This window comes from Mycobacterium paraense (assembly GCF_002101815.1).
Lineage (GTDB): Bacteria > Actinomycetota > Actinomycetes > Mycobacteriales > Mycobacteriaceae > Mycobacterium > Mycobacterium paraense.
The window spans coordinates 1-23,233 of record NZ_LQPM01000031.1 but is presented as its reverse complement, the minus strand read 5'-3'; the positions used below and the strand labels follow the sequence as shown (position 1 = coordinate 23,233).

General features: G+C 70.9%; 20 protein-coding genes and 2 pseudogenes. 11 read left to right on the top strand and 11 right to left on the bottom strand.

Going from position 1 to position 23,233, the window contains the following annotated elements; translation table 11 throughout:
* Positions 1–22: 22 nt before the first annotated feature.
* The gene (locus tag AWB89_RS22505; RefSeq protein ID WP_085176641.1) at positions 23–934 is read right to left on the bottom strand and encodes a TIGR01777 family oxidoreductase; all 912 of its coding nucleotides are present in this window, start codon (positions 932–934) and stop codon (positions 23–25) included.
* Positions 935–946: 12 nt separating this feature from the next.
* Entirely contained in the window at positions 947–2,737 is a 1,791-nt protein-coding gene (sucB, locus tag AWB89_RS22500; RefSeq protein ID WP_085176639.1) for a 2-oxoglutarate dehydrogenase, E2 component, dihydrolipoamide succinyltransferase, read from the bottom strand.
* A 194-nt stretch (positions 2,738–2,931) separates the two neighbouring features.
* On the opposite strand from sucB, the gene AWB89_RS22495 reads away from it, so the two are divergent.
* Positions 2,932–4,704 carry an SDR family oxidoreductase gene (locus tag AWB89_RS22495; RefSeq protein ID WP_085176636.1) on the top strand — a complete coding sequence of 591 codons (1,773 nt, stop codon included), beginning with the start codon at positions 2,932–2,934 and terminating at the stop codon, positions 4,702–4,704.
* Here AWB89_RS22495 and AWB89_RS22490 read toward each other — a convergent pair.
* Positions 4,701–5,042, bottom strand: a complete 342-nt coding sequence (locus tag AWB89_RS22490) for an aminopeptidase (RefSeq protein WP_085094620.1) — start codon at positions 5,040–5,042, stop codon at positions 4,701–4,703. The genes AWB89_RS22495 and AWB89_RS22490 overlap by 4 nt on opposite strands.
* A gap of 132 nt (positions 5,043–5,174) precedes the next feature.
* Here AWB89_RS22490 and AWB89_RS22485 point away from each other — a divergent pair, with 132 nt between their 5' ends.
* Together AWB89_RS22485 and AWB89_RS22480 are read left to right on the top strand one after the other, a co-directional pair.
* The gene (locus AWB89_RS22485) at positions 5,175–5,639 is read left to right on the top strand and encodes an SRPBCC family protein (RefSeq protein ID WP_241519274.1); all 465 of its coding nucleotides are present in this window, start codon (positions 5,175–5,177) and stop codon (positions 5,637–5,639) included.
* A 3-nt stretch (positions 5,640–5,642) separates the two neighbouring features.
* On the top strand, positions 5,643–7,235 hold the full coding sequence (locus AWB89_RS22480; RefSeq protein ID WP_085176633.1) for a phytoene desaturase family protein: 1,593 nt from the start codon (positions 5,643–5,645) through the stop codon (positions 7,233–7,235).
* A gap of 7 nt (positions 7,236–7,242) precedes the next feature.
* Here the strand turns inward: AWB89_RS22480 and AWB89_RS22475 are convergent, their stop codons facing one another.
* Positions 7,243–8,790, bottom strand: coding sequence for a leucyl aminopeptidase (locus AWB89_RS22475; RefSeq protein WP_085094615.1), 1,548 nt, complete (start codon positions 8,788–8,790; stop codon positions 7,243–7,245).
* A 15-nt stretch (positions 8,791–8,805) separates the two neighbouring features.
* Complete coding sequence (locus tag AWB89_RS22470; RefSeq protein WP_085094613.1) at positions 8,806–9,924, bottom strand: adenylate/guanylate cyclase domain-containing protein; 1,119 nt, start codon at positions 9,922–9,924, stop codon at positions 8,806–8,808.
* A 44-nt stretch (positions 9,925–9,968) separates the two neighbouring features.
* Between AWB89_RS22470 and gcvT the strand changes: the two genes are divergently transcribed.
* Both gcvT and AWB89_RS22460 read left to right on the top strand, forming a co-directional pair.
* Positions 9,969–11,063, top strand: coding sequence for a glycine cleavage system aminomethyltransferase GcvT (gene gcvT, locus AWB89_RS22465; protein WP_085176631.1), 1,095 nt, complete (start codon positions 9,969–9,971; stop codon positions 11,061–11,063).
* A gap of 56 nt (positions 11,064–11,119) precedes the next feature.
* On the top strand, positions 11,120–12,226 hold the full coding sequence (locus tag AWB89_RS22460) for a branched-chain amino acid aminotransferase (protein WP_085176629.1): 1,107 nt from the start codon (positions 11,120–11,122) through the stop codon (positions 12,224–12,226).
* Positions 12,227–12,235: 9 nt separating this feature from the next.
* Here AWB89_RS22460 and AWB89_RS22455 read toward each other — a convergent pair whose 3' ends face one another.
* Genes AWB89_RS22455 through AWB89_RS22440 form a run of 4 tightly spaced genes read right to left on the bottom strand, consistent with a single transcriptional unit; the run spans position 12,236 to position 15,256 of the window.
* On the bottom strand, positions 12,236–12,970 hold the full coding sequence (locus AWB89_RS22455) for an adenosylcobinamide-GDP ribazoletransferase (RefSeq protein ID WP_085094608.1): 735 nt from the start codon (positions 12,968–12,970) through the stop codon (positions 12,236–12,238).
* Positions 12,967–14,022, bottom strand: a complete 1,056-nt coding sequence (cobT, locus tag AWB89_RS22450; RefSeq protein WP_162293333.1) for a nicotinate-nucleotide--dimethylbenzimidazole phosphoribosyltransferase — start codon at positions 14,020–14,022, stop codon at positions 12,967–12,969. Before cobT ends, AWB89_RS22455 begins: the two co-directional genes overlap by 4 nt.
* On the bottom strand, positions 14,019–14,555 hold the full coding sequence (locus AWB89_RS22445; RefSeq protein ID WP_085176625.1) for a bifunctional adenosylcobinamide kinase/adenosylcobinamide-phosphate guanylyltransferase: 537 nt from the start codon (positions 14,553–14,555) through the stop codon (positions 14,019–14,021). The genes cobT and AWB89_RS22445 overlap by 4 nt, the downstream gene beginning before the upstream one ends.
* A gap of 26 nt (positions 14,556–14,581) precedes the next feature.
* Positions 14,582–15,256, bottom strand: coding sequence for a DUF3043 domain-containing protein (locus AWB89_RS22440; protein WP_085094603.1), 675 nt, complete (start codon positions 15,254–15,256; stop codon positions 14,582–14,584).
* 182 nt (positions 15,257–15,438) lie between these two features.
* Between AWB89_RS22440 and AWB89_RS22435 the strand changes: the two genes are divergently transcribed.
* Complete coding sequence (locus AWB89_RS22435; RefSeq protein WP_085094634.1) at positions 15,439–16,515, top strand: glycerate kinase family protein; 1,077 nt, start codon at positions 15,439–15,441, stop codon at positions 16,513–16,515.
* A gap of 57 nt (positions 16,516–16,572) precedes the next feature.
* Positions 16,573–16,929 carry an iron-sulfur cluster assembly accessory protein gene (locus AWB89_RS22430; RefSeq protein WP_068232292.1) on the top strand — a complete coding sequence of 119 codons (357 nt, stop codon included), beginning with the start codon at positions 16,573–16,575 and terminating at the stop codon, positions 16,927–16,929.
* Positions 16,930–16,999: 70 nt separating this feature from the next.
* On the opposite strand, the gene AWB89_RS22425 is transcribed toward AWB89_RS22430, so the two are convergent.
* Positions 17,000–17,647 carry an Rv0361 family membrane protein gene (locus AWB89_RS22425; protein ID WP_085094601.1) on the bottom strand — a complete coding sequence of 216 codons (648 nt, stop codon included), beginning with the start codon at positions 17,645–17,647 and terminating at the stop codon, positions 17,000–17,002.
* A gap of 187 nt (positions 17,648–17,834) precedes the next feature.
* Between AWB89_RS22425 and AWB89_RS22420 the strand changes: the two genes are divergently transcribed.
* A complete protein-coding gene (locus tag AWB89_RS22420; RefSeq protein ID WP_085094599.1) occupies positions 17,835–18,809 on the top strand; it encodes a carbohydrate kinase family protein in 975 nt (324 codons plus the stop codon).
* A 103-nt stretch (positions 18,810–18,912) separates the two neighbouring features.
* Here the strand turns inward: AWB89_RS22420 and asnB are convergent, their stop codons facing one another.
* Positions 18,913–20,883 (bottom strand): asparagine synthase (glutamine-hydrolyzing), encoded by a 1,971-nt coding sequence (gene asnB, locus AWB89_RS22415; RefSeq protein WP_085176623.1) that lies wholly within the window; start codon positions 20,881–20,883, stop codon positions 18,913–18,915.
* A gap of 133 nt (positions 20,884–21,016) precedes the next feature.
* On the opposite strand from asnB, the pseudogene ctaC reads away from it, so the two are divergent.
* The 3 genes and pseudogenes from ctaC to AWB89_RS22400 form a co-directional block, all read left to right on the top strand.
* Positions 21,017–22,115: pseudogene (gene ctaC, locus AWB89_RS22410) on the top strand (aa3-type cytochrome oxidase subunit II); the annotation flags it as partial.
* An 11-nt stretch (positions 22,116–22,126) separates the two neighbouring features.
* Positions 22,127–22,546, top strand: coding sequence for a cytochrome c oxidase subunit 4 (locus tag AWB89_RS22405; RefSeq protein WP_085094593.1), 420 nt, complete (start codon positions 22,127–22,129; stop codon positions 22,544–22,546).
* Positions 22,547–22,727: 181 nt separating this feature from the next.
* Positions 22,728–23,233: pseudogene (locus AWB89_RS22400) on the top strand (MmpS family transport accessory protein); the annotation flags it as partial.

Sequence of the window (23,233 nt, the reverse complement as noted above, 5' to 3'; positions counted from 1 at the left end):
CCGCGGCCCGCCGGCGTCGTAGCTAGTCGTGATCGCGCCGGGCGGTGGCGTAGGTGAGCGCCTCGCCAATGGTGTTGTGGTGGAACTGGAAACCGGCGCGCTCCAGCGCCGACGGGATCGCGCGCTGGCCGATGAGCAGCCCCTCGTCGGCGAACTCGCCGAGCGCCGCCCGCACCGCGAAACCGGGCAGCATCAGCGGGGTGGGACGGTTGACGGCCCGGCCGAAGGCGGTGGTGAACTCCGCGTTGGTCACCGGTGCCGGTCCGGTCATGTTCACCGGGCCGGACAGCGACGGGTGTGAGATTGCGAACAGCAGCGCGCGCACCTCGTCCTCGAGTGTGATCCAGGACATGTATTGGCGACCGCTGCCCAGGCGGGCGCCGAGGCCCGCCGCGAACAGCGGACGCAAGCGGCGCAGCGCCCCGCCCGACCGGGTCAGCACCAGGCCGGTGCGGGCCAGCACCACCCGGGTGCCCGCGTATTGGGCCGGCAGCGTGGCGGCCTCCCAGTCCTGACACAGCTGGGCCAGGAAACCCCTTCCGGGCCCGGCGTTTTCGTCGACGACGCGGTCTTTGGTGTTGCCGTAGTAGCCCACCGCGCTGGCGTTGATCAGGGTTTCGACGCCCGCGTCGGCGACGGCGTTGGCCAGCACCTCGGTCGGCGCGATGCGGCTGTCGCGCAGGCTCTGCTTGAAGGCGCCCGACCAGCGGCGCCCGCCGATGTTGACCCCGCACAGGTTGACGACGGCGTCGACGTCGACGAGCGCGTCGGCATCGAAATCGCCGCTCTCGGGGTTCCAGTGCAGTTCCTCGGAGTTCGCCGGCGTCCGGCGCACGATGCGCAGCACCGGGTGGTCGGCGGCGCGCAACGCCGCTGCCAACGCCGAGCCGATCAGGCCGGACGAACCCGCTATCGCGATGACGGGCTTGGACACTTCCCAAGCCTCCTAAAGACCCAGATCGGCCTCGAACGCTCCCTCTTCGAGCCGGTGCTTGATCGTGGTGAGGAAACGCCCGGCATCGGCCCCGTCGATCAGCCGATGGTCATAGGTCAGCGGGAGGTAGCACACGGAGCGGACACCGATCGACTCGTTGCCGAACTCGTCGACGATCACCCGCGGCCGCTTGACGATCGCGCCGGTGCCCAACATCGCGGCCTGCGGCGGAACCAGGATCGGGGTGTCGAACAACGCGCCCTGGCTGCCGATGTTGGTGATCGTGAACGTGCCGCCGGACAACTCGTCGGGCTTCAGGTTGCCCGAGCGGGCGCGCTCGGCGATGTCGGCGATCGCACGGGCCAGCCCCGCCAGCGACAGGTCGCCGGCGTTGTGGACGACGGGGGAGAGCAGTCCCTGCTCGGTGTCGACGGCGAAGCCGAGGTGTTCGGCGTCGTAGTAGGTGATCTCCTTGGTGTCCTCGTTGTAGCTGGCGTTGATGTTGGGGTGGATCTTCAGGGCGTCGATCACGGCCCGGGCGATGAACGGCAGGAAGGTCAGGTTCACGCCCTCGCGCTCGGCGAACGCGGACTTGGCCCTGGCCCGCAGCCCCACGATCTTGGTCATGTCGACCTCGTGGGTCTGGGTGAGCTGGGCCGTGGCCTGCAGCGATTCCCGGGTCTTGGCCGCGGTGAGCTGGCGGATCCGGCTGGCCTTCTGCGTGGTGCCGCGCAGGTGCGCCAGCGCGGGCGCCGGAGCGGCTGCGGCGGCGGGAGCCGGGGCGGCCGGCTGTGCGGCCGGCGCGGCGGCGGGCGCCGGAGCGGGCGGGGGTGCCTTCTTCTTCTCCGCGGCGGCGAGCACGTCCTGCTTGCGGATGCGGCCGCCGACGCCGGTGCCCGTCACCTCGGAAAGGTCGATGTTGTTCTCGTTGGCCAACTTTCGCACCAACGGGGTCACGTACGGCGCGCCGTCGGTGGCCGGACCGCCGGATGGCGCGGCGGCCGGGGCCGGGGCCGGTTGCGGCTTCGGCGCCGGTTCCGGCTGGGCCGCGGGTGCGGGTGCGGGCGCCGGTGCGGCCGCAGGCTCCGGCTTCGGTTCGGGCTTGGGCTCCGGCTTAGGTGCGGGTGGGGGCTGGGCCGGCGGGGCGGACGGGGCGCTCGCGCCGGACGCGTCGGCGCTGGAGCCGATCCGCGCCAACTCGCCGCCCACGGGCACGGTGGCGTCCTCCTCGGCGGTGATGCTGACCAGCACGCCGGCCACCGGCGAGGGGATTTCGGTGTCCACCTTGTCGGTGGACACCTCCACCAGCGGCTCGTCGACCTGAACCGAATCGCCGACCTTTTTCAGCCATCGGGTCACGGTGCCCTCGGCCACCGACTCGCCGAGCTCGGGCATCAGCACCGGCTTGGAGTCGCCGGACGCGCCGCCCTGGGCCGCCGGGACCGGCGCGGCGGGCTCGGGTTCGGGCTGCGGCTCGGGTTGGGCCTCGGCCTGGGGTTGCGGCTCCGGTTCGGGCTGGGGTTCCGGTTGGCTGGGGGCGGCGGGCTCGGCCTGGGGTTGCTCGCCCGCGTCGCCGATGACGGCCAGTTCGCCGCCGACCTCGACGGTGTCGTCCTCCTGGGCGATGATCTTGGTCAGCACGCCCGCGGCCGGCGAGGGAATCTCGGTGTCGACCTTGTCGGTCGACACCTCGACGAGCGGCTCGTCGAGTTCGACCGTGTCGCCTTCCTGCTTGAGCCAGCGCGTGACCGTCCCCTCGGTGACGCTCTCACCGAGTGCCGGCATCTGGACGGAGAAGGCCATCGTTTCTGACTCCTCGATCGCTCGTGGGTCGGGGCTGGTCGTACGTCTCGCTTGCGGAACGAAGTAGCTATCCAAAACTATCCTGTCACTGCGCATCCCTCGGCACACATCCAGGGCGCGGGCCGCGCGGTTGCCCGGGCGCGCCGAACACCCTTGCTACGGTGTGGCGACGTAGTCAGAGGCGGGGAGGTCCGGTGCCGGCGATACAACAGGTGCCCCAGCGGTTCGTCGACAGCGCGGACGGCGCGCGGATCGCCGTCTACGAAGAGGGCAACGCGGAGGGCCCGACCGTCGTGCTGGTGCACGGCTTCCCCGATTCCCACGTCTTGTGGGACGGGGTGGTCCCGCTGCTGACCGAGCGGTTCCGGGTGATCCGCTACGACAACCGGGGCGTCGGCCTGTCGGCGGCGCCCAAGCCGGTTTCGGCCTACACCATGGCCCGGTTCGCCGACGACTTCGCCGCGGTGATCGCCGAGCTGAGCCCGGGCGGTCCGGTGCACGTCCTGGCCCACGACTGGGGCTCGGTCGGCATCTGGGAGTACCTGAAGCGCCCGGGCGCCGGCGACCGGGTCGCCTCGTTCACCTCGGTGTCCGGCCCCAGCCAGGACCAGCTGGTCGAGTACATCTTCGGCGGGCTGCGGCGGCCCTGGCGCCCGCGCAGGTTTGTGCGGGCCATCAGCCAGGCGCTGCGGCTGACCTACATGGTGTTCTTCTCGATCCCGGTGCTGGCGCCGCTGTTTCTGCGGCTGGCGCTGTCGGTCCCGGCGCTGCGGCGCAACGCCGTCGACAACATTCCCGCGGACAAGATCCACCACTCCGCCAAGCTGCCCAGCGACGCCGCCCGTTCGGTGAAAACCTATCCCGCCAACTACTTTCGGTCGTTCTCCCGGAAGCGGGAGCTGCGCGTCATCGACGTGCCGGTGCAGCTCATCGTCAACACGCGGGACAAGTACGTCCGGCCCTACGGTTTCGACGACACGGCGCGCTGGGTGCCGCGGCTGTGGCGCCGCGACATCAGGGCGGGCCACTTCTCGCCGATGTCGCACCCGCAGGTGATGGCGGCCGCGGTGCACGACTTCGCCGATCTGATCGACGGCAACGAGCCGAGCCGGGCGATGCTGCGCGCGCAGGTCGGGCGCCCCCGCGGGCGCTTCGGCGACACCCTGGTGGCGGTCACCGGGGCGGGCAGCGGCATCGGGCGGGAAACCGCGTTCGCGTTCGCCCGGGCGGGCGCCGAGCTGGTGGTCAGCGACATCGACGAGGCCACCGTCAAGGAGACCGCCGCCGAGATCGCCGCGCGCGGCGGCGTCGCCCACGCCTACGTGCTCGACGTGTCCGACGCCGCCGCGGTCGAGGCGTTCGCCGAACGGGTCAGCGCCGAGCACGGCGTGCCCGACATCGTCGTCAACAACGCCGGCATCGGGCAGGCGGGATGCTTCCTGGACACCCCGGTCGAGGAGTTCGACCGGGTGCTCGAGATCAACCTGGGCGGCGTGGTCAACGGCTGCCGGTCGTTCGGCCGGCGCCTGGTCGAGCGGGGCACCGGCGGCTACCTCGTCAACGTGGCGTCGATGGCCGCCTACGCCCCCCAGCAGTCGCTGATCGCTTATTGCACCTCGAAGGCGGCGAACTACATGTTCTCCGATTGCCTGCGCGCCGAACTCGACGCGGCCGGGGTCGGGGTGACGACGATCTGCCCCGGCGTCATCAACACCAACATCATCAGCACCACCCGCTTCAGCGCGCCGCTCGGCCAGGACGACAACGTCGACGGCCGTCGGGGCCAGATCGGCCGGCTCTTCGCGCTGCGCCACTACGGGCCGGAGAAAGTCGCCAAGGCGATCCTGTCATCGGTGGAAAAGCGCAAGCCGATTCGGCCCGTCGCGCCGGAAGCCTATGCGGTTTATGGCCTTTCGCGCGTGGCGCCGCAGGCGTTGCGGAACGCCGCGCGGGTGCGGGTGATCTAGACCGTTCTTGACCCCGCCGGTCGTCGCACCAGCAGCGCGCCGCCGATCGCGACGACCCCGATCACGGCCAACGGGATGGTCCAGCTGCGCCGGCTGTTGACCGAGGACTGGCACTGAGCCACGTAGTCGGTGTGGGGGAGGACCTGGTTCAGGATGGGGATGTTGGCCCCGTTCTTGTCATTGGCATTCCGGGCGCTGGACAAGTCCATGGCGATGCCGTTCCCGCACGAGACGGAGTTGCCGTTGCTGTCCGACACGGACACCGGTACCAGCAGTCCGATGATCCCGGCCAGCAAAAGCACGGCGCCCACGGCGATGATGATCCGTCGCACAGTCACTATTAGCCTCCCGTCAAACGCGAGTGTTGTAACGGCGTAGTAACCACTGACCGCCGCCCCTAAACCGATCGGCCGAAGGCGGGAGGGATCGAGACGGCGCATGGTTCTCGCCGGCCGGGGTACCCGTGGGCAATGACCGCGACTCGAAAGATGGCCACGACCCGCGACGTGAAGGCGTCCCGCCAGAAGATCTGGGATGCGATGACCGACGGATGGACGTACGCGCAGTGGGTGGTGGGCAACAGCCGCACCCGCGCCGTCGACCCGGACTGGCCGCAGCCCGGCTCCGCGATCAAGCACTCGGTCGGGGTATGGCCGTTGGTGATCAGCGACGAGACGGTGGTCGAAAGTTGCACGCCCGGTGAGGAACTCGTCCTGCGCGCGGGACTCGGTGCGCTCGGCTCCGCGCGAATCACGTTGCGGCTCACGGATATCCCGGATGGCTGCCGCATCGACATGATCGAGACACCGGCCTCCGGGCCGCTTCGGCTCATCCCGGACCGACTGGTCCTGGCCGCCGTCTACCCGCGCAATCGGGAATGCCTGTGGCGGTTGACGGCGCTTGCCGAACGCCTCGAGCCCAGCCAGGTCAAATAGGGCATGGCCGACGAGACCGCAGACGCGGTCGTCATCGGCGCCGGACACCACGGGCTGGTGGCGGCCTCGATGCTGGCCGACGCCGGGTGGGACGTGCTGGTGCTGGAGGCCCAGCCCGAACCGGGCGGCGCGGTGCGCAGCGCCGAACTGACCCCGGGCTACATCACCGACCTGTTCAGCTCGTTCTACCCCATGACGGTGGCCTCGCCGGCGATCGTGGCGTTGGGGCTCGAGGACCACGGCCTGCGGTGGTCGCGCGCGCCCGCCGTGGTGGGCCACCCGCGCAGCGGGACCGACGACGACCCGCCCATCATCTACCCCGACCCCGCCCGCACCGCAACGGAACTGGCGCGCCGGCAGTCCACCGACGGCGACAACTGGTGGCGCGCCGTGGAATTGTGGCAGAAGATCAAGGCGCCGCTGCTGGACGCCATGCTGGCGCCGTTTCCGCCGGTGCGCCCGATGCTGCGGCTGCTGCTGAAACTGGGCACCGCCGACGCGGTCCGGCTCGCCCGCCTGTTGATCCAGCCCGCCAACAGCATGGCGGGGCAGCTGTTCGACGGCGACGCGCCGCGGGTTCTGTTGCTGGGCAACGCAATGCACGCCGACGTGCCGCCGGACGCGCCGGTCAGCGGCGCGATGGGCTTCTTGATGACGATGCTGGCCCAGGACTGCGGCTGGCCGGTGCCCGTCGGCGGTTCGGGCCAGCTGACGGCGGCGCTGGTGCGGCGGGCGAACTCGGCCGGCGCGCGAATCGAGTGCAACCAGAACGTGTCCCGCATCCTGGTGCGCGGCGGGCGGGCCGTCGGGGTGAGCACCGCCGGAGGGCGGACGGTTCGGGCCCGCCGGGCGGTGGTGGCCGACGTGACCGCGCCGCGGCTCTTCTGCGACATGCTGCCCGCCGACGCGGTCCCGGCCGGCCTGCGCCGCGAGCTCGAGCACTACGCCTGGGATCCGCCGGTGGTGAAGGTCAACTACACGCTCGACCGGCCCATCCCGTGGCGGGCGAAGGCCCTGCGGGGGGTGGGCACCGTCCACCTCGGGGCCGACGGCGACGGGCTGGTGCGCTGGATGGCCGACCTGAACACCCGGGTGGTGCCCGAGCGTCCGTTCCTGCTGTTGGGCCAGACCACCACGGCGGACCCGAGCCGGTCGCCGGAAGGAACCGAAAGCGTCTGGGCCTACACGCATTTGCCGCGCTACGTGGCCGACGACGCGGCGGCCGAGCGGCTGGCCAAATCGGTGGATCACGTCATCGAGGACCACGCTCCCGGTTTCGGCGCCGCGGTGATCGACCGGTTCGTGCAACGCCCGTCGGACCTGGAGGCCAGCGACGCCAACCTGCATCTGGGCGCCCTGAACGGCGGGACCGCGCAGCTGCAGCAGATGCTGATCTTTCGTCCCGCGCCGGGGATGGGCCGCGCCGAAACGCCGGTCGAGGGCCTGTATCTGGGCAGCGCATCGGCCACCCCGGGCGGCTCGGTGCACGGGGCGTGCGGACGCAACGCGGCCAACGCCGCGCTGGCCGCCGGGGGTCTGACGGGCTGGCCGCGCCGCCAGGTCAGGCGGGCCGTCTTCTCGTTGCTGACGAACTAGCCGTTCGCTAGCCGTTCTCGGCGATGTCCTCCAGCACGGCGAACATCGTGCGGGTCGGCACGCCGGTGCCGCCCTTGGGGGTGTATCCCCATGGGCTGCCGGTGTTGTAGGCCGGGCCGGCCACGTCGATGTGCGCCCAGCCCACGCCGTCGGCGACGAACTCGCGCAGGAACACCCCGGCCACCAGCATGCCGGCGAAGCGCTGGCCGCTGATGTTCGACAGGTCGGCCACCGTGGACTTCAGGTCTTCCTTGAGTTCGTCGGGGAGCGGCATCGGCCAGCCGTTCTCGCCCACCCGCTGCGAGATCGCGGCCACCCGGTCGCGGAACTCGTCGCTTCCCATCACGCCCGGGATGCGGGCGCCGAGCGCCACCGTCTGCGCGCCGGTCAGGGTGGACGTCTCGATCAGGTAGTCCGGGTCGTCCTCGCACGCCCGCACGATGGCGTCGGCCAGGATGAGCCGGCCCTCGGCGTCGGTGTTCTGCACCTCCACGGTGGTTCCGCCGTACTGGGTCAGCACGTCGCCCGGGCGCTGCGCCGTCGCCGACGGCATGTTTTCGGCCATCGGCACCGTGGCGATCACGTCGATCGGCAGTTGCCGCTGCGCGGCCAGCGCGACGGTCGCGATGACCGCGGCGGCGCCGCCCATGTCCGAGGTCATGTAGTGCATCGACGCCGCCGGCTTGATCGAGATGCCGCCGGTGTCGAACGTGATGCCCTTGCCCACCAGCGCCACTCGCTTGGCCTGCTTGGGTTTCTTCGCGAGCTTCGAGCCGCGATGGGTGAGGCGCACCAGTCGCGGCGGCCGCGACGAGCCCTGACCGACACCGATCACCCCGCCGTAGCCGCCCTTCTGCAGCGCCTTGTCGTCGAGCACCTCCACCTCGAGGCCGACGGCTTCACCCAAAGCCTTTGCGCGCTTGGCGAATTCGGCGGGGAAAAGGTGGCTCGGCGGGGTGTTGACCAGGTCGCGGGCGGTGGCGACCGCGGTCGCGACGGCCGCCCCGTGCGCGCTGTCCTTGCCGGCATCCTTGGCGGTGGAAAGGACGGTGATCCTGCGCAGCCCCTTATCCTTCGGTGCCGTCTTGTCGCTGCGGAACTCGGTGAACCGGTAGCTGCCCAGGATCAGGCCCTCCACGGCGGCCGAGCACACGTCCTCGCCGGGCAACTGGGTCAGCGTGGTGAGCACCGCCTCGGCCCCGCCCAGCGAGCGCGCCGCCACACCCGCGGCGCGGCGGATCACATCGGCCGGCCACTCGGGGCGCGGCTTGCCCAGCCCGACGGTCAGCACGCTGGCCACCGGCAGCGACGCCACCACCAGCCGGTGCACCTGCTCGCTGCCGCCGGTGGCCTCCAGCGCCCGCAGGCCGGCCTCGATCTCGGCGACCGCGTCGGCGGACAGGAACGGCCCCGCCGCCGAGACGACCGCGCCCGGCTTGTCCTCGTCGCCGGTCGAGACGACCGGCACCACCAACACCGCGGAACCCACATTGCGTTTGGGCAGCGCGGTGGCGACGTTGACGGTGGGTGCTTGGTAGCCAGGTTCGGTGCTCACGGGCAACCACCCTAGTCACCTGGGCCGGGGGTCGCTTGCGCCGTCCCGGCCGTGCAGTTCGAAGGCGGCCACCGGGTGGTCAAAGCCCTTGAGCGTCAACGGTTCCTGCGGGACCGAGGGCCAGCCGGTCAGCTCGTCATGGAGCTCGGACGCGATGAGGATCTGCCCGGGCGCGGCCGCCGCCACCAGGCGCGCGGCCAGGTTGACCGGGAGACCGAAGTAGTCGCCGTTGATGGCCAGCACCGCGCCGTACGCGAGACCGGCACGCACGTGCAGGCCCTCCTCGCGCGCCCGCGGATGTTCGACCAGATCGATCGCCGCCTGCGCGAGCCGCTCCGGCGACGAGCACACCCACATCACGGCGTCGCCGATGAACTTCACCACCCGGCCGCCGTCGGCGAGCACGACGTCCGCGACGGTCGCGCCGAACTCGGTGAGCAGGTCCGACAGTTGCGCGGGGGTGAGCGCCTGGGTCAGCGCCGTGAAGCTGGACAGGTCCGCGAAACCGATGCCGCACACCACACTCGCCGACGTGTCGCGCAGCACGCCCTCGAAGTAGGTCCGGGCGCTGGTCAGATGGTGGCGGTGCACGACGTCCATCAGCGCCCCCAGGCGGGGCACGAACTCGGCGACCGACCGGTACGCCTGCGCCGTGGCGAGCTCGTCGTGGGTGTAGTTCATCTGGATGTCCGGCGTCCCGGCCCGGATCATCGACGACTCGGCCTCGGCCAGCCGGGCCATGGCGGCGCCGAGCACCCGCAGCAAGCCGTCGGCGCCGTCCTCGCCGACCACCGCCTTGAACGCCACCCAGGTCGCCAGGGCGTCGACGTCGGCCTGGCTCAGCGCGGGGACATCGGGGCCGGCGACGGTCAGGCCGAGCAAAGCCCACGCGTGCGCCACGTCGTCGGGGGACAGCCCGAGTTGTTCGGCCGCGGACTGCACGGTATGGATCGGGCGGCCCGACCACGCGACGACGTCGCCGGCCAGCCCGAACAGCCGCCCGCGGCGTTCGGCCTCCGCCATCTCTTCGACGGTGAAGCCGAGCTCGTCCAGGTACTTGATCAGGTCGGCCCGCTCCCGCGGGTTGGCGACACCCGCGGCCGCCAGCTCGTCGAAGTCCAGCGGATCGGACACCTGCCCAAGTGTGCCAGCAGCCGGGACGATTAGGGTAAGGCGTCGTGACGGAGCTGCAGCACGGACCGCTGGACGACCGCCATCGCGACCTGGGCGCAAACTTCGCCGAGTTCAGCGGCTGGTCGATGCCGGTGTCCTACGCCGGCACGGTCAGCGAACACAACGCGACCCGCAACGCGGTCGGCCTGTTCGACGTCAGCCACCTGGGCAAGGCCCTGGTGCGCGGGCCGGGCGCCGCCGAATTCGTCAACTCCGCGCTCACCAACGACCTGGGCCGCATCGGGCCGGGGCAGGCGCAATACACGCTGTGCTGCACCGAATCCGGCGGCGTCATCGACGACCTGATCGCCTATTTCGTCGCCGACGACGAGATCTTCCTGGTGCCCAACGCCGCCAACACCGCCGCGGTGGTGGACGCGCTGCGGGCGGCCGCCCCGGCCGGGCTGACCATCACCAACGAGCATCGCTCGTATGCGGTGCTGGCCGTGCAGGGCCCGCGATCGGCCGGCGTGCTGGGGGAGCTGGGCCTGCCGGCCGACATGGATTACATGAGTTACGCCGACGCCACCTATTCGGGGGTGCCGGTGCGCGTCTGCCGCACCGGCTACACCGGCGAGCACGGCTACGAACTGTTGCCGCCCTGGGATTCCGCGGGCGTGGTGTTCGACGCGCTGATCGCGGCGGTGCGGGCCGCCGGGGGCGAGCCGGCCGGCCTCGGCGCGCGCGACACGCTGCGCACCGAGATGGGTTATCCGCTGCACGGCCACGAACTTTCGCTCGACATCTCGCCGCTGCAGGCCCGCTGCGGCTGGGCGGTCGGCTGGAAGAAGGACGCGTTCTTCGGCCGCGACGCGCTGCTGGCCGAGAAGGAAGCCGGCCCGCGGCGGCTGCTGCGGGGGCTGCGGATGGTCGGCCGCGGGGTGCTGCGCCCCGGCCTGACGGTCCTGGCCGGGGACGCCCCCGTCGGGGTCACCACGTCCGGCACGTTCTCCCCGACGCTGCAGGCCGGAATCGGGCTGGCGTTGATCGACACCGGCGCGGGCATCGACGACGGCGCGCACGTCACCGTCGACGTCCGCGGCCGCGCGGTCGAATGCGAGGTCGTCCGCCCGCCGTTCGTCGCCGTGAAAACGCGTTAGCCGCCAGGGGTTCACGTGAGAAAAACCCATTGCCGCGCGGATATAGAATCGGCCCCATGACCAGCGGCTCACTCGAGTTCACGGTTCTACGCGCGTCTAATCCGGCGAGCGAGGCGCAACGTGAATCGATCCTGGCGGAGCCGGGTTTCGGCAAATACTTCACCGACCACATGGTCTCGATCGACTACGACGAGGGCCAGGGTTGGCACAACGCGCGCGTCATCCCGTACGGCCCGATCGAATTGGACCCGTCTGCGATCGTGCTGCACTACGCGCAGGAGGTCTTCGAGGGGCTCAAGGCCTACCGCTGGGCGGACGACTCGATCGTGTCGTTTCGGGCGGAGGCCAACGCGGCCCGGATGCGTGCGTCGGCGCGGCGGCTGGCGATCCCCGAGCTGCCCGAAAGCCTGTTCGTCGAATCCCTTTGCCAGCTGGTCGCTGTCGACAAGGCGTGGGTGCCGCGGAGCGGCGGCGAGGAGGCGCTGTACCTGCGGCCGTTCATCTTCGCGACCGAGCCGGGGCTGGGTGTGCGGCCGGCCAAGCAGTACCGCTACCTGCTGATCGCCTCGCCGGCCGGCGCCTACTTCAAGGGCGGCATCAGCCCCGTCACCGTGTGGGTGTCGACGGAATACGTGCGGGCCAGCCCCGGCGGCACCGGGGCGGCCAAGTTCGGCGGAAACTACGCCGCCTCGCTGCTGGCCCAGGCCGAGGCCGCCGAAAACGACTGCGACCAGGTGGTGTGGCTGGACGCGGTCGAGCGCCGCTTCATCGAAGAGATGGGCGGGATGAACCTGTTCTTCGTGTTCGGCAGCGGCGGATCGGCCCGGCTGGTCACCCCGGAGCTGTCCGGGTCGCTGCTGCCCGGCATCACCCGGGACTCGTTGCTGCAGTTGGCCATTGACGCCGGGTTCTCCGTCGAGGAGCGCAGGATCGACATCGACGAGTGGCAGAAGAAGGCCGCGGCCGGCGAGATCACCGAGGTGTTCGCCTGCGGCACCGCGGCCGTCATCACCCCGGTTTCGCGGGTGCGCTACGGCGACACCGAGTTCACCATCGCCGACGGGCAACCGGGCGAGGTGACGATGGCGCTGCGCGACACGCTGACCGGGATCCAGCGCGGCACCTTCGCCGATACGCACGGCTGGATGGCGCGGCTGGGCTAGAACCACCCGTCAGTGCAAAGCCGCCAGCGCCACGGCGCTCACGGTGGTGGTGAGTTCGATCGCGGCGCCCAGCACGTCACCGGTGATGCCGCCGAACCGGCGCACGCAGTGCGCCACCAGCGCCGCGCCGCAACCCACCGCGACCAGCACCGCGACCGGCCCCTGCCACGGCCGCGAACCCGCCAGCAGCGAAACGGCGAGGAGCGCTGCGAGCCAGGCGGCCAGCACCGGCGCGGGCTGACTCCCGGCGACCCGGGCTCCCAGCGCGCTGCCCTCCGCCGCCGGCACCGAGCGCCGGCAGGCCAGCACCGCCGCGACCCGGCCGGCGAGCACCGCCACGACGATGGCCGCCGGTCTCAGCGCCGAAAAAGCCAGAGCCTGTAGCAGGATCACCAGCACGACGGCCGCGACCCCGAACGGCCCGGTCGACCCGTCGCGCATCACCGTTAGCGCGCGCTGCGGCGGGCCGTAGCAACCCAGGCCGTCGGCCGTGTCGGCGACGCCATCGATGTGCAGCCCGCGGGTGGCGAGCAGCAGCGCCGCCACCGCCAGCACCCCGGGCAGCGGGCTGGACGAACCGAAAACCCAAGCGCCACACCACGTGACGCCCGCAGCCAACGCCCCCAGCGCGGCGCCGACCACGGGCAGCGCGGTCATCGCGCCGCGGCCCATCGGGGCGCTCCGCGCGCCCGGCACGGGGAGCACCGTTCCGAACGCGAAAGCCGTTGCCACCGAGCGCATCACGGCGGCGGGGCGCCGGGACCGGCCACCCCGGCTTCGGAGAACGTCGCCATGGAGCGCAGCGTGGCCACCGCGGCGCGCAGCACCGGCAGCGCCACCGCCGCGCCGGTTCCCTCGCCCAGCCGCATCCGCAGGTCCAGGATCGGCTCCAAATCGAGGGCGCCCAGCGCCAGTTGGTGGGCCGGCTCGGTCGATCGGTGACCGGCCTGCCACCATTGCCGCGCGCCGGGCGCCAGCCGGTCGGCCACCAAAGCCGCGGCGGTCACCGCCACGCCGTCGAGCAGCAGCGGGGTGCGCCGCACCGCGGCCTGCGCGCAAAACCCGGCCATCGCGGCCAAATCCGCGCCGCCGCAGCAGCGCAGCAACCCGACCGGGTCGGGCAACACCGGCCGCGCCCGGAACAGGGCGTCGCGCACGGCCGCGGTCTTGCGCGCCCACCCCGCGTCGTCGATCCCGGTGCCCAGGCCGACCGCCGCGACCGGCTCGGTGTCGGTCAGCGCCGCCACCAAAACCGCCGCCGCGGTGCTGTTTCCGATCCCCATGTCTCCCGCGATCAGCAGGTCCGCGCCGGCGTCGACCTCCTCGTCGGCGATGGCCCGGCCCGCGGCGATCGCGGCGATCGTCTCGCCGTCGGACAGCGCGTCGGTGGTCCTGATGTCACCGCTGCCGCGCCGCACCTTGTGGGCACCGATCCGCTCGGAGGCCGCCTCGGCGTCGACGGCCAGGTCCGCCAGCCGCACCGTCGCGCCGGCGATGCCGGCCAGCACGTTGATCGCCGCGCCGCCGCCGTCGATGTTGGCGACCATCTGGGCGGTGACCTCCGGTGGGTACGCCGACACCCCGGCCCGCGCCACCCCGTGGTCGCCCGCGAACACCACCACCCGGGCGCGCTCGAATTGCTTTGGCGGACACTGCCCTTGGCACGACGCGACCCACACCGACAGGTCCTCGAGGCGGCCCAGGGCGCCGCGCGGCTTGGTCAGCGTGTCCTGGCGGGCGCGGGCGGCCGCGGCGGCGCCCGCGTCGGGCGGCGATACCGGGGCGAATTCCATCAGGTCCCCGACGGCTTGATCTGCACCGCCTGCCCGGCCACCACCAGCACCACCCGATCGCACAGCTCGGCGACGCGCTGGTTGAGGCTGCCCAGCTCGTCGGCGAACCGGCGACCGGATGCGGTGGCCGGCACGACGGTCAGCCCGACCTCCGGGCTGACCAGCACCAGCGTGGAACCGAACGCGCCCACCGCGGCCAGCATCGCGTCGACGCCGGCCGCCACGGATCCACCGGCCCACGCGTCGTCGCGGTCCAGCGCGCCGGTCAGCCAGCCGCCGAGGTCGTCGACGAGCGTCGGGGCGCCCGGCGACTGCCGCAATTGGCCTGCGACGTCGTCGGTTTCGATCGTGGACCAATGGGCGGGCCGGCGGTCGCGGTGCCGGGCGATCCGGTCCGACCAGTCCGCGTCGGCCCCGTGTGCCGGCGTGGGGGCCAGGTAGCGGACGGGCTCGCCGGGGGGCAGCGACGTGGCGATGGCCTCCTCGGCCCAGCGGGACTTCCCGGACCTGATCCCGCCGAGCACCAGGGTGCGCACCGGATCAGGCGGCTTTCGGGCGCCGCTTAATCGACACTGGCGCCGCGCTCGACCTGGGGCCGGGGCGCCCGCATCCGGCGCAGCTGTGAGGCCCGGCCCGCGGCGTAAATGCCCAGCTTCCAACGGCTTTCGGTGTTGTCAGGGAACTTCGCGTCCACCATCCTGCTGACCTTGCGCCCCAGCAGCACCCCGTCGACGCCCATCACGACCATCAGCACCAGCATCGCCGGGGAGGCGTAGAACTGCAGCTGCGGCACGCCGAAGGAGGCGAACAGCAACAGCATCGTCGCCGGCATGAACAGGCCGAGCAGGTTGCGGCGGGAGTCCACGATGTCGCGCGCGTAGCGCTTGATGGGCCCCTGGTCGCGCGGCAACAGGTACGCCTCGTCGCCGGCCATCATGCGCTCGCGGCGATCCGTCATGCGCGCGCGGCTGGCGGTCCGCTCGGCCCGGCGCTCCTCGCGGCTGAGTTTGGGGCCGGCCAGCGACTTCCGGCGGGCCCGCGCCTCGGACGCGGTCATGGGGGCCGGCGCGACCGGGCCCTTGCGCGGGTTGCGCCGCGCCTCGCTGCGCTTGGGCGTGGGCCGGCCCTTGGGGCCGGTCCGGCGCCGCGCGGTGTCCGCGGCAGCATCGACGGCCGTCACCTCGGCGGACCCGTCGAGGTCGTCTTCTTGGCCCTTCTTGCGGCCCATTAGCTTCACAGTGGCCAGGTTACTTCCCGCGGGGATCGCCTGGTAACGGCCCCGGAATGCGTCGTTGTTAGCCATGCGCCAGCGCGACGCTTCCACCTACGCTTGACTGTGATGAATGGCTACCTGTGATGGACGACGGCACGATGGCCGCAGATGAAGGCCTCGCACCCGGCCGTCTGCGGCTGCCGGCCATGCAGGTTTTGGTCGCCCCGGATTGCTATGGGGACAGCTTGTCCGCCGTGCAGGCCGCCGCCGCCATCGCGACCGGCTGGACCCGGTCGCGTCCCGGCGATCGGTTCATCGTCGCCCCGCAGTCGGACGGCGGCCCGGGCTTCATCGAGGTGCTGGCGGGCCGGCTGGGGCAGAAGCGGCGGGTGACGGTGTCCGGGCCGCTGGGCACCCCGGTGGAGGCCGAGTGGGTGTTCGACCGCCGCTCGTCGACCGCCTACCTGGAGTGCGCGCAGGCGTGCGGCCTCGCCCTGCTCGACGGCCCGCCCACCCCGGAAACCGCGCTGGCGGCCGGCACCAGCGGCGTCGGGCAGCTCATCGCCGAGGCGCTGCGGGCCGGGGCGCGCCGCATCGTCGTCGGGCTGGGCGGCAGCGCGTGCACCGACGGCGGCAAGGGGATGGTCACCGAGCTGGGCGGGCTCAAAGAGGCGCAACGAGCGATGACCAACGTGGACCTGATCGCCGCCACGGACACCGAATATCCGATGTTGGGCCCGTGGGGGGCGGCCAGGGTGTTCGGGCCGCAGAAGGGCGCGGACACCGCCACCGTCGCCGCCCTCGAGGTCCGCCTCGAGGCCTGGGCGATCGAGCTGGAAGCCGCCGCCGGCCGCGACGTGAGTTCGGAGCCGGGCGCGGGCGCGGCCGGCGGGCTGGGCGCCGGGCTGCTCGCGCTGGGCGGCCGGTGCGAACTGGGCGCGGAAATCATCGCCGAGCACACCCACCTGGCCGACGATCTCGAGACCGCGGACATGATCGTCACAGGTGAGGGGCGTTTCGACGAGCAGTCCCTGCACGGCAAGGTGGTCGGCTTTCTCGCGGAGTCGGCCGGTCCGCTGGGAATCCCGGTGATCGTGCTCGCCGGCCAGGTGGGGCTGGAAAATTCGGCGGTGCGCTCCTCAGGCATCATGTCCGCGCTGTCCATCGCCGATTACGCCGGTTCGGTGCGGTTGGCGCAGGCCGACGCGGCCAACCAGCTCATGGGATTGGCCTCCGAGGTCGCGGCGCGGCTCGGGAATAGCGGTCCCGCAATGTACCGTTGAGGCAGTGGGCTTTCCCCGTGCGGGCCGTGCCCGACCATGAGCTATGTAGGAGAAGCAATGACGGTGCAGAACGAGTCGACCGCCAAGACCCATGGCGTGATCCTGACCGAAGCCGCCGCTGCCAAGGCGAAGTCCCTGCTCGACCAGGAGGGCCGTGACGACCTTGCGCTGCGCATCGCGGTCCAGCCGGGCGGATGCGCCGGCCTGCGTTACAACCTGTTCTTCGACGACCGGACGCTGGACGGCGACCTGACCGCGGAGTTCGGTGGGGTGACGCTGACGGTGGACCGGATGAGCGCGCCCTACGTCGAAGGCGCGTCCATCGACTTCGTCGACACCATCGAGAAGCAGGGCTTCACCATCGACAACCCCAACGCCACCGGTTCGTGCGCCTGCGGGGACTCGTTCAACTGACCCGGCCGCCGCTGCTAGTGCCGATCGCGGCGACCCGCTTCGCCCGGCTTCGCCGCCCTCGCGATCGCCGCTAGTACGAGCCGCCGGTGCGCAGCACGTACGCGCACACCATGATCTGGCCGCGCTGAAACAGCAGCTGGGCCATGCCCTGCACGTCGGTGCGCGTCGGGCTGCCGTCCGCCGGCGCCACCCGCATCGTGAACAGCGCCTGGGCCTGGTATTGCGACAGGTAGACGATCTTGTCGACCGACATCAGCTGCACCTCGGAGAACTGCTTGCGCAGGGCGTCGCTGCTCATTTTGGCCAGCGCCACATCGGAGCGCTTGTCGCGCACCGCGTCGTACATGCCGCACAGCGCGTTGCGAACGATGACGTCGATGTTGCGGTGCTCGAGTGCGTCCAGGTAGTCCTGGATCGCCGATTTGGCCGCGGCCTCGGAGAACGAGGTGCCGGTGTTGGCCCCGTTGGTGCGCACCCCGTACGCGATGGCCAGCGTCGTGGCGGCGATCAGCGCGACGGCCATCAGCGCGCCGATGAGCAGCCGCCGCTTGGGCCGTCCCGTCGGGTAGGGGACCGGTGGGCCACCGTAATCGGCCGCGTGGTGGGTCGGCGGGGCGGCGGCCGGAGGCTCGCCGGGGAACTCGAGCGGCCGGGACTCGGCGTGGGGCGTGGGTCCGGTGGCGCCGACGGTGTGGTCCGGCGGGTGCGGACCTGCCATGTGGTTCTCCTACGGTGGTGGTGGGGACCATGAACGCGCCGGGGCCCGACGGGCCCGGGGCCGGCGTCCCGGCGACGTCTCATTTCCCTTGGCAGGCTAGCGCACGAGTTTGCCCGGACCGTGAGGCGACGACGCCTGACGTGCCTGAGTAAGCTAGATAACCTTACTAACGAAGGATGGAGATCTCGTGACGATCGCGGTGACAGGTTCGATTGCGACCGACAATCTGATGCGGTTCCCCGGCCGCTTCTCCGAGCAGCTGCTGCCCGAGCACCTGCAGAAGGTGTCGCTCAGCTTCCTGGTCGACGACCTGGTCATTCACCGCGGCGGCGTGGCGGGCAACATCGCCTTCGCCATCGGCGTGCTGGGCGGCGACGTCGCCCTGGTCGGCGCGGCCGGCGACGACTTCGCCGACTACCGCGAATGGCTCGTGTCGCACAACGTCAACTGCGACAACGTCCTGATCTCCGAGACCGCGCACACCGCGCGCTTCACCTGCACCACCGACGTCGACATGGCCCAGATCGCGTCGTTCTACCCCGGCGCCATGTCGGAGGCCCGCAACATCAAGCTCGCCGATGTGGTGGCGTCCGTGGGTAAGCCGGACCTGGTCATCATCGGCGCCAACGACCCCGACGCGATGGTGGTGCACACCGAGGAGTGCCGCAAGCTCGGCCTGCCGTTCGCCGCCGACCCGTCCCAGCAGCTGCCCCGCTTGTCCGGCGAAGACATCGACAAGCTCGTCGACGGCGCGGCCTACCTGTTCACCAACGACTACGAGTGGGAACTGCTGCTCTCCAAGACCGGCTGGTCGGAGGCCGACGTGCAGGCCAAGGTCGGGCTGCGGGTGACGACCCTGGGCGCCAAGGGCGTCGACATCGTGGAGCGCGACGGCACCACGACGCACGTCGGGGTGGTGCCCGAGACCAGCCAGACCGACCCCACCGGCGTCGGCGACGCGTTCCGGGCCGGCTTTTTGACCGGGCGCAGCGCGGGCCTGAGCCTCGAGCGTTCGGCGCAGCTGGGCTCGCTGGTGGCGGTGCTGGTGCTGGAATCGACCGGGACGCAGGAGTGGACCTGGGATCACGAGGTGGCGAAGTCCCGGCTGGCCGGCGCCTACGGCGAGGACGCGGCCGCCGAGATCGCCGCGGTGCTGGCCTAGGCCGGCCCGATCGAGTGTGAACTTACGACCTTGAGTGTGAGCTGGGGGCGGCGACACGCCGAAAATCCGCGCCCAGGGCTCACACTCGAAGCCCGTGTCCCCGTTACAGCTGGACCGGGTACACCGGCTCGCTGATCTGCGGCACCACGCTGTGCTCGACGAAGATCGCGTGCCACAGCATGAATATCAGCACCGTCCACAGCCGGCGGCTGTGATCGCTTGCGCCGCTTCGGTGCTCGTCGAGCATCCGGCGCACCGCGCCCCGGTCGATCAGGTGATCGGCCTGCGACGAGTCCACCAGCGCGTAGGCCCAGTCCAGCAGCTCGCCCGCGCGCAGCCAATGCCGGATCGGCACCGGGAAGCCGAGCTTGGGCCGGTGCAGCACGTGCGCGGGAACGATCGGCTCCAGCGCGCGCCGCAACGCGTACTTGGTGGTGGTGCGCGTGATCTTGGCCTCGACCGGTAGCCGCGAGGCGACGGCGAACACCTCGGGATCCAGGAACGGGACCCGCAGCTCCAGCGAGTTGGCCATCGTCATCTTGTCGGCCTTGACCAGGATGTCGCCGCGCAGCCAGGTGAACAGGTCGACGTGCTGCATGCGGGCCACCGGGTCCCACCCCGCCGACTCGGCGTACACCGAGGCGGTCACGTCGGTGTGGGTCCACTCGTCGCGGAACCCGGGCAGCACGTCGCGCAGCTGCGCGTCGGAGAAGCTGCGGGCGTTGCCGTAGTAGCGCTCCTCGAGGGTCAGCGATCCGCGGTGCAGCAGGCTCTTGCCGCGCATGCCCTCCGGCAGCGGCTTGGACACCTTGCCCATCGACCGCCGCAGCGGCCGCGGCAGGTAGTCAAAGGGCTTCAGCGACAACGGCTCTCGGTAGATCGTGTAGCCGCCGAACAGCTCGTCGGCGCCCTCGCCGGACAGCACCACCTTGACGTGCTTGCGCGCCTCGCGGGCGACGAAGAACAGCGGCACCAGCGCGGGGTCGGCGACCGGCTCGTCGAGATACCAGACGATCTCGGGCAGGGCGGCGACGAACTCATCCGGGCTGACGACCTTGGCGATGTGGCGCGCGCCGATCGCCTCGGCCGAGGCCACCGCGACGTCGATCTCGGAGAATCCCTCGCGCTCGAAGCCGGTGGTGAACGTGATCAGCCGGGGGTTGTGCCGGATGGCCAGCGCCGCGATCGCGGTGGAGTCGATGCCGCCGGACAAAAACGCCCCGACGGTGACGTCGGCGCGCATGTGCTTGGCCACCGAGTCCTCGAGCACCGCGGTGATCTCGTCGTAGCGGGCCTGTTCGGTGTCGCTGGTGATCGGCGTGGCGGCGAAACGCGGGACGAAGTACCGGCTGATCGCCGGCTGCCGGCCAGGCCGGATGCGGGCGTAGCAGCCCGACTCCAGCCGGCGCACCCCGCGGTGCAGCGTTTCGGGCTCCGGCACGTACTGCAACACCGTGTAGTGCTGCACGGCCCGCTCGTCGATGGCGGTGTCGAACCCGACCAACTCGGCCAGGTCCATCAGGCACTTCTTCTCGCTGGCCACCGCGGTGCCGCCGGCGCCGGTGGCCATGAAGAGCGGCTTGATGCCGAACGGGTCACGGGCGCAGAACAATTCGCGGGTGACGGTGTCCCACAGCGCGAACGCGAACATGCCCCGCAGCCGGGTCAGCACGTCGGTGCCCCAGTGGTGGTAGCCCGCGACGATGGCCTCGCCGTCGCCGTCGGTGGCGAACGCGGCGCCGTGCTCGGCGGCCAGTTCGTCGCGCAGCTCGAGGTAGTTGTAGATCTCGCCGTTGAACACCAGCACGTAGCGGTCCGGCGCCTCCGGCGGGCCCCAGCGCAGCGGCTGGTGCGAGTGCGCGATGTCGATGAAGGACAGCCGGTTGAAGCCGAACACCACGGCCCCGTCGGCGTCAGGATCAAACAAGCCGCCCGGCTCGTCGGGTCCGCGGTGGCGCATCAGGCGCAGCGAGCGGGAGATGGCCCCGTCGGCTCTGGCCGTGGCCGCCCCGTTGTCGGCGCCCGGGCCGCCCGGATCGGCCGGGGCCGCGAGAAACGCCAGCAGACCACACACGGCGCCCCAGTATGCCGCACTTGAGCGCCGCCTGTGGCGCCGCACACCCCGGACGGGTCGGGGTTTCGTCGCCGGGGTAAGCGGCGTGGTCTACGCTGCGTAGTATTCGATATCCGAGCATGGAGGCGCCAACGTGACACCTCGCGAGCAGGTCCGTTCGCAACGCTTGTCGCAGGCCAGGTTCCAGCGCCGGTCCGGGGGAGCCCACCGCGGTCTGTCCCGTCGCCTGCGGCCGGTGGCGCTGGCCGCGACGCTGGGCGTGCTGGCGGTCACCCTGAGCGGATGCAGCTGGTCGGAGGCGATCGGCCTGGGCTGGCCGGAGGGCATCACCCCGCAGGCCCACCTCAACCGGGAGCTGTGGGTCGGGGCGGTGATCGCCTCCCTGGTCGTCGGGGTCATCGTGTGGGGGCTCATCTTCTGGACCTCGGCGTTTCACCGCAAGAAGGCCACCGACACCGAGCTGCCCCGCCAGTTCGGCTACAACATGCCCCTCGAGCTGGTCCTGACCGTGACACCATTCCTCATCATCTCGGTGCTGTTCTACTTCACCGTGGTGGTGCAGGAGAAGATGCTGCACCTGGCCAAGGACCCCGAGGTCGTGATCGACATCACCTCCTTCCAGTGGAACTGGAAGTTCGGCTATCAGAAGGTCAACTTCAAGGACGGCACGCTGACCTACGACGGCGCCGATCCCGCGCGCAAGGCCGCGATGGTCTCCAAGCCGGAAGGCAAGGACGAACACGGCGAGGAGCGCGTCGGGGCGGTCCGGGGCCTCAATCCGCAGGACCGCACCTACCTGAACTTCGACAAGGTGGAGATCCTGGGGACCGCCACCGAGATCCCGGTGCTGGTGCTGCCGGCCGGCAAGCGCATCGAATTCCAGATGGCGTCCGCGGACGTCGTGCACACCTTCTGGGTGCCGGAATTCCTGTTCAAGCGCGACGTGATGCCCAACCCCAAGGCCAACAACTCCGTCAACGTGTTCCAGGTCGACGAGATCACCAAGACCGGCGCCTTCGTCGGGCACTGCGCCGAGTTCTGCGGCACCTACCACTCGATGATGAACTTCGAGGTTCGGGTGGTGCCGCCCAACGACTTCAAGGCCTACCTGCAGCAACGGATCGGCGGAAAATCCAACGCCGAGGCGCTGCAGGCGATCGCGCAGTCGCCGGTGGCGGTGACCACCCACCCGTTCGATACCCGCCGCGGTGAATCGGCCCAAGCCAGTAGGTAAGGACGCTCAATGCACATCGAAGCGAGGCTGTTCGAATTCATCGCCGTCTTCTTCCTCCTCTCGGCGGTGCTCTACGGCGTCCTGACGGCGCTGTACGCCACCGGCGGTGAGGAGTGGGCGGGCACCACCGCCCTGGCGCTCACCGGTGGACTGGCGTCGATCACGGCGACCTTCTTCCGGTTCGTCGCGCGCCGGCTGGACACCCGGCCCGAGGACTACGAGGGCGCCGAGATCAGCGACGGTGCAGGCGAATTGGGGTTCTACGCGCCGCACAGCTGGTGGCCGATCCTGATCGCGCTGGCGGGCGCGGTCGCCGCGACCGGCATCGCGCTGTGGCTGCCGTGGCTGATCGTCGCCGGGGTGGTGTTCGTCCTCGCTACGTCGGCCGGGTTGGTCTTCGAGTACTACATGGGCCCCGAGAAGCACTGATTTGCGACTCAAAGGTCACAATCAGGGCATCAGTTGATCAGTGGCCCGTTTGCCAAGACATCACGCTCTATTCGGTTCGGTAGGGTTTGCCCAGGCATATGAGAAACTCCCAAGCGCGCGCGCAACGAAGCATTCGCGGAGCCCCGCGCGCTGGTGATGCAGTTGGACAGGGCAGGCAACTATGAGCGGGCCGAATCCCCCGGGAACCGAACCTGGCGAACCGGACTCCGGCGACGAATTGGCACACGAGACAGTCGAATCCCATGACGAGTTCGGGCCCGTCGACGACAGCGCGGAGATCGCGGCGGCGGACCAGACCGGGCAGACGGACGCCTACTCGCGCGCCTATTCGGCTCCCGAATCCGAGCAGTTCCTCAGCGGCCCCTACGTGCCGGCCGATCTGCGGCTCTACGACTACGACAGCTACGACGAGTCCGCCGACCCCGACGACGAACACCACGCCCCGCGCTGGCCGTGGGTGGTGGGCATCGCCGCCATCGTGGCCGCGATCGCGTTGGTGGTTTCGGTGTCGCTGCTCGTCACGCGCACCGACACCAACAAGCTGGCCAACCCCGCCACCACGACCACCCCGTCGGTGCCGCCGCCCCAGGACGCGATAACGACCACCAAGCCGCCGCCGCGATCTCCGCGCTGTCGTCGACGGGCCCGAACTCGTCATGGGATTCG